Annotated in this window: 5 protein-coding genes; 4 read left to right on the top strand and 1 reads right to left on the bottom strand. The window is 44.7% G+C overall.

Translation table 11 applies throughout. From position 1 onward, the window contains the following. Window positions 1-162: 162 nt before the first annotated feature. Complete coding sequence (locus RMO79_RS22615; protein ID WP_310485521.1) at window positions 163-987, top strand: PD-(D/E)XK nuclease family protein; 825 nt, start codon at window positions 163-165, stop codon at window positions 985-987. Between the two features lie 107 nt (window positions 988-1,094). Here the strand turns inward: RMO79_RS22615 and RMO79_RS22610 are convergent, their stop codons facing one another. After that, the gene (locus RMO79_RS22610; protein ID WP_310485520.1) at window positions 1,095-3,404 is read right to left on the bottom strand and encodes a bifunctional (p)ppGpp synthetase/guanosine-3',5'-bis(diphosphate) 3'-pyrophosphohydrolase; all 2,310 of its coding nucleotides are present in this window, start codon (window positions 3,402-3,404) and stop codon (window positions 1,095-1,097) included. 83 nt (window positions 3,405-3,487) lie between these two features. Here RMO79_RS22610 and RMO79_RS22605 point away from each other — a divergent pair, with 83 nt between their 5' ends. From RMO79_RS22605 to RMO79_RS22595, 3 genes are all read left to right on the top strand, one after another. Beyond that, complete coding sequence (locus RMO79_RS22605; RefSeq protein ID WP_310485519.1) at window positions 3,488-3,625, top strand: hypothetical protein; 138 nt, start codon at window positions 3,488-3,490, stop codon at window positions 3,623-3,625. A gap of 108 nt (window positions 3,626-3,733) precedes the next feature. Beyond that, window positions 3,734-4,078: a heterocyst frequency control protein PatD gene (gene patD, locus RMO79_RS22600; RefSeq protein WP_310485518.1), complete on the top strand. Its 345-nt coding sequence runs from the start codon at window positions 3,734-3,736 to the stop codon at window positions 4,076-4,078. 26 nt (window positions 4,079-4,104) lie between these two features. Then, window positions 4,105-4,761: a zf-TFIIB domain-containing protein gene (locus RMO79_RS22595; RefSeq protein ID WP_310485517.1), complete on the top strand. Its 657-nt coding sequence runs from the start codon at window positions 4,105-4,107 to the stop codon at window positions 4,759-4,761. The last annotated feature ends 107 nt before the right edge of the window (window positions 4,762-4,868 follow it).

The raw sequence follows: 4,868 nt of genomic DNA, 5'->3' as shown, positions 1-4,868 counted from the left end.
CAGGCTAACCACGAAAGTCCACTAAAGTGGACTGCCAGATTCTTTAGTCCACTTTAGTGGACTTTCGTAGTTAGCCCGCACTTCAGTCGCGGGCGGGTGGTGAGCGGAGCAAATACCCTCAACCCGAATTAACGTTGGATAGTATCGATCGCATTTTAAATAGTGGATTTTGCCAGTTATCATTTATGGTCGCAATTCGAGCCTGCATTAGGCTGGGAAGACACGCATTGTCAGATGCAGCGGGGGTGGCGATGGACTCAGACAGCTCGGAGCGAAGATGCACAGATTGTCTCTTTTACTGAGACAATTTGGCAAAAGGTGGGCAAACTCGCCCAACAGGGAGTGTATGAGTTTCATCGAGACCCTTTGTTATTAAAGCATCCACGGGGCTGCGAACGAGTTGCCGATCGACTGTATTTGTATTATGAAGTTGCGGTAGTACGCGATCGAGTGATGCAGATGCTCCAGCAATATCAAGCCGATCCCTGGTTGCGCGATCGCGAAATTATCTTACTAAATCGTGGAGATGAGTCAATCCCACCCCCGATCGAAGTATGTATTAAAGAAGCTAAATTTTACCTTTATGCCGCCTTTGATTGTATCATCCGAGCGGTATATCGAAAATCTGTAGCACAAAGCCGTCAACAGATCGAAATTATCGACTTCAAAACCGGAATTGCCGATTCGGATCTTCGTCAAGCGGATGTTTATTTATTGGCGGGCAAATATCTTTATCCCGATTGTGATGTGACGGCTTCTTTTTACAATTTAGAGACAATGACTAGTTCGGAACTAATTACCGCCACACCAGCCAGATTGGACGAGATCGCCCATAAATTAGCCACAATTGCCAAACTACACCAACAGCAACTGCAAGCATATCAACGAGATCCCACCTGCTTCGATCGATTATTTCCACCCCATCCCGGTACCCACTGTCGATCGTGTAATTTTAATTATCACTGCACCTATAGCGCAGCTCAATAATTTAAGAGATCGATAACCAGAACCGACATTAAGTACTATCCACTATCCACTATTCACTAAAAGCTAATAGCTATGTTTTAATGCAAAATGTCAGATCGTCTCGATCTCTAATTTTCCGATTGAGTCAACCGCCGAATATTGAGGACATCACTCATCTGCTTGATTTGTGAAAAACAGCGTTCTAATTGTGCTTTGTCGCTAACTTCGATCGATAGATCGATAATTGCAGGTTTTGCATAGTGGGTAATCACATTTGCCGATCGTACGTTAATTTTATTATCGGTCAATCGGGATAAAACATCCTTGAATACGCCAACGCGATCGAGAACTTCTAATTGAACGCTCACGGGATAGGTACGCGGCTTTTCTTTAGCAATTTGGTTATTCCAACTGACGGGTAATAACCGATTTCCATCCATCTGCTCGACATTAACGCAGCCTTGACGGTGAATTGAAATGCCACTGTTGCGCGTGACGATCCCGATAATTGGTTCGCCCGGAATCGGACTACAACAACCTGCTAAGTGATGTAATAAGCCCTCGATTCCCAGAATTGGAAAGTCGCTAGCGGGAGCGGCTGATGGTTTTGGTGCTGTGGTTGGGGGTAATTCTAACGTAGGAGCTTCGCGATCTTTGACCGTTTCGCGCAGGCGATTGACTACCGTTCTCTGGGTAATTTCCCCATAGCCTAAACCTGCGAGTAAATCCTCGACAGTGATGTAGTTACACCGCTGGGCGACTGCAAGCATCGGTTCGGATTTTAAGAGGGCTTCTAGACCATTTTTGCCCAGTTCTCGCTCTAGTAATTCTCGCCCTCTCGCCACATTTTCATCGCGGTGCGATCGCTTGTACCATTGGGTAATCCGGTTGCGCGCGCCGGGACTGACGACAAAATTCAGCCAGTCGAGACTGGGGCGACTGTTCTCGCGAGTAATCACCTCGACGATATCGCCATTTAATAGCGTTCGCGACAGCGGGACGATGCGATCGTTAACTTTGGCTCCCGCACAGTGATTGCCAACTTCGGTATGAATCCGATAGGCAAAATCGACAGGGGTGGAACCTTGGCGGAGGGATACGACTTCGCCTTTGGGGGTAAATACATATACGTCGCGTTCGAGTAAATGATCTTTAAGATGGTCGTCAAATTCGATCGCATCTTTAACATCATTTTGCCACTCTAATAGCTGTCGCAGCCAAGAGAATTTTTCATCTACTTCTGTCCTTCTGGTTGTCGATTTATTAGTTTCTGGTTCGCTATCGGCCTTATTATCTGTCTTAGCATTTTGCTTGTATTTCCAATGAGCGGCAATTCCATATTCCGCAACGTTGTGCATCTCTAAAGTGCGAATTTGCACTTCTAGTGGCGTGCCCGTAAATCCAACTACGGTAGTATGTAATGATTGATAACGGTTGTTTTTAGGCAGCCCAATATAATCTTTAAATCTACCTGGTATGGGCTTAAAAATATCGTGTATTTCTGCTAAGGCTAAATAGCATTCATGATTCGATTCGACAATAATTCTAATTGCGGTTAAGTCGTAAATCTCACCAAATTCTTTTTTCTGATAGCGCATCTTTTGATAGATACTGTACAGATGTTTTGGTCTGCCACTAATATCGATATATTTAATTTTGGCGCGATCGAGACGATGGCGAATCATCTCGGTAACGTTGGCAATCCGGCTCTCTCTGGCGGTACGCTTCTCGGCAACTAAGTCTTGAATTCGCCGATAATCTTCAGCTTCGATATATTTGAATGAGAGATCTTCGAGTTCCCATTTAATTCGCCCCAAGCCCAATCGATCGGCTAATGGTGCAAAAATATCGCGAGTTTCTTGAGAGATTGCTTGCTGTCGCTCGATGCGTAAATGATCGAGAGTCCGCATATTATGTACTCTGTCTGCTAACTTAACGACAATAACGCGAATGTCCTGGGCCATCGCAATAAACATTCGTCGAAAATTCTCAGCTTGCTGCTCTTTTTTACTCGAAAATTCAAACTTAGAAAGTTTAGTCACCCCTTCGACTAAATGTGCTGTCTCTTGACCGAATCTCGCTTCGATTTCATCAATTTTAATTTCAGTATCTTCAACCACATCGTGTAAAAACCCCGCAGCAATCATCGCTGCACCACCACCTAAATCTCGCAATAATCCAGCTACCGCGATCGGATGACAAATATATGGTTCTCCCGATTTGCGTTTTTGTTCGCCATGTAATTCGTAGGCAAATTGAAAAGCATTTTTAATTAATCGAGCATCGAGATCTGCTGGTTCGTTACCATCTGGGGTGGTATCCAAACACTGTTGCAACCAATCGGGAATACCACAGTTATAAGTTATCGCTTCACTAGCTGTCGGCAGTTCATTTGCATCATTAAGATCGCGCTCGGATACAGGGAGATGAGTAGTCATGGGGGTGGATGGGTGATGGGAGATTAATTTGCTGTAAAAGCAGCGTGCGATCTTTGAGCCTGTGGAAATCTGGAGAAATAGTTATGAGTACACCAAATCTGCCCGATGTTGTGGATCTAGGTAGAGATCTGTATTATGGGATTGGGGGAATGATGCCTGCGATCGAGAGTAATCTCAAGATCGCGATCGGTGTAGATAAAAATGCAGTCCTGACTCAGTGAATAATCGGAACTGAGGCTGTAGCGTCCGTTGGCGTAGCCTACCCTAGGTAATCGACATTCTCGATTGTAAAATTATGTATATAATATTCTATTCTAATTGAGTTTTTTATGTTGCCAACCGCACAGATTTTAATCTGGCAACAATTATTTACCCTCCTGAGTAACTTGCCGAGTGAATCGACACCAGAACTCAAAGCCAGTCTCCATCAAGCGATCGAACTATTCGAGACAGAGATTATTCCTCAAGATCTCGATATTTTACCAGATCCGATCGCTGGTAAAATGCGATCGTATTTAACTGAAAGCCATCGACTACTCCGGTTGATATCTATGGACGCGTTGTTTATTTCCACTGCGCGCGATCCCACCACGATCGATTTCCGCCGTCAAGCTTATCGGCATAAACTAGAGCTATTACTTCAATATTGTCAAGCCGTCATCGATAATTCATGACATCATATCGATAATTTCAGATCCAGGTGAGAATTCCGCAATTGGTGGAGATTTTACATTCCTCTGCCCAACATGGTTTGCGACTTACCACTTACGAATTACGAATTATTTTAAAAATGCAGTGTCCCAAGTGTAAATCCGAGCTAGTTAATGGACTACTCAGCGATCTGTTATTAACAAAACATTGTCAAGAGTGTGAGGGCGATTGGATTCCCGGACATAATTACCAAACCTGGCGATCCGAACGTCCTGTCACTCCTACCAATCGCGATGTCTTAGTCCAAAATTATCATCTACCCTATACTCCCAGCCATTATGATTCTAAAGCAGCACCATGTCCGCAATGTGGCATGATGATGGCTAGAGGCAAAATCGCCCTCAAGCAGCCATTCTATCTCGAACATTGTCTCTCCTGTGGCGGTGTTTGGTGCGATCGGGGGGAATGGGAAGTGCTAGAACAATTAGATCTCCATACTAATATCTCTCAGATTTTTTCTAATACTTGGCAAGCTCAAGTTCGCGCTAGCTATAAAAACGAACTCGAACGTCAAGCCGTCATCGATAAGGTAGGCGTGGAAATGGCACAACGCGTCTTCGATCTCGCCGATATCCTCGTCAAAAACCCTAACGGCGATTTCGCAGCCGCCTATCTCATGCGAAGATTCGAGCGAGATAAGCTTTAGGCTTTAGGTTTTAGGTTTTAGGCTTTAGGGAATAGGGAATAGGCGTATTTTAAATCCAAAATCTCCTAGTCCCCCAGTCCCCCAGTCCCCCCGTCCCCCCACACCCC

Source organism: Chamaesiphon sp. VAR_48_metabat_403 (assembly GCF_031422475.1).
Taxonomy (GTDB): domain Bacteria; phylum Cyanobacteriota; class Cyanobacteriia; order Cyanobacteriales; family Chamaesiphonaceae; genus Chamaesiphon.
The sequence above is the reverse complement of the archived record's forward strand: the minus strand, read 5'-3'. Positions and strand labels throughout refer to the sequence as shown.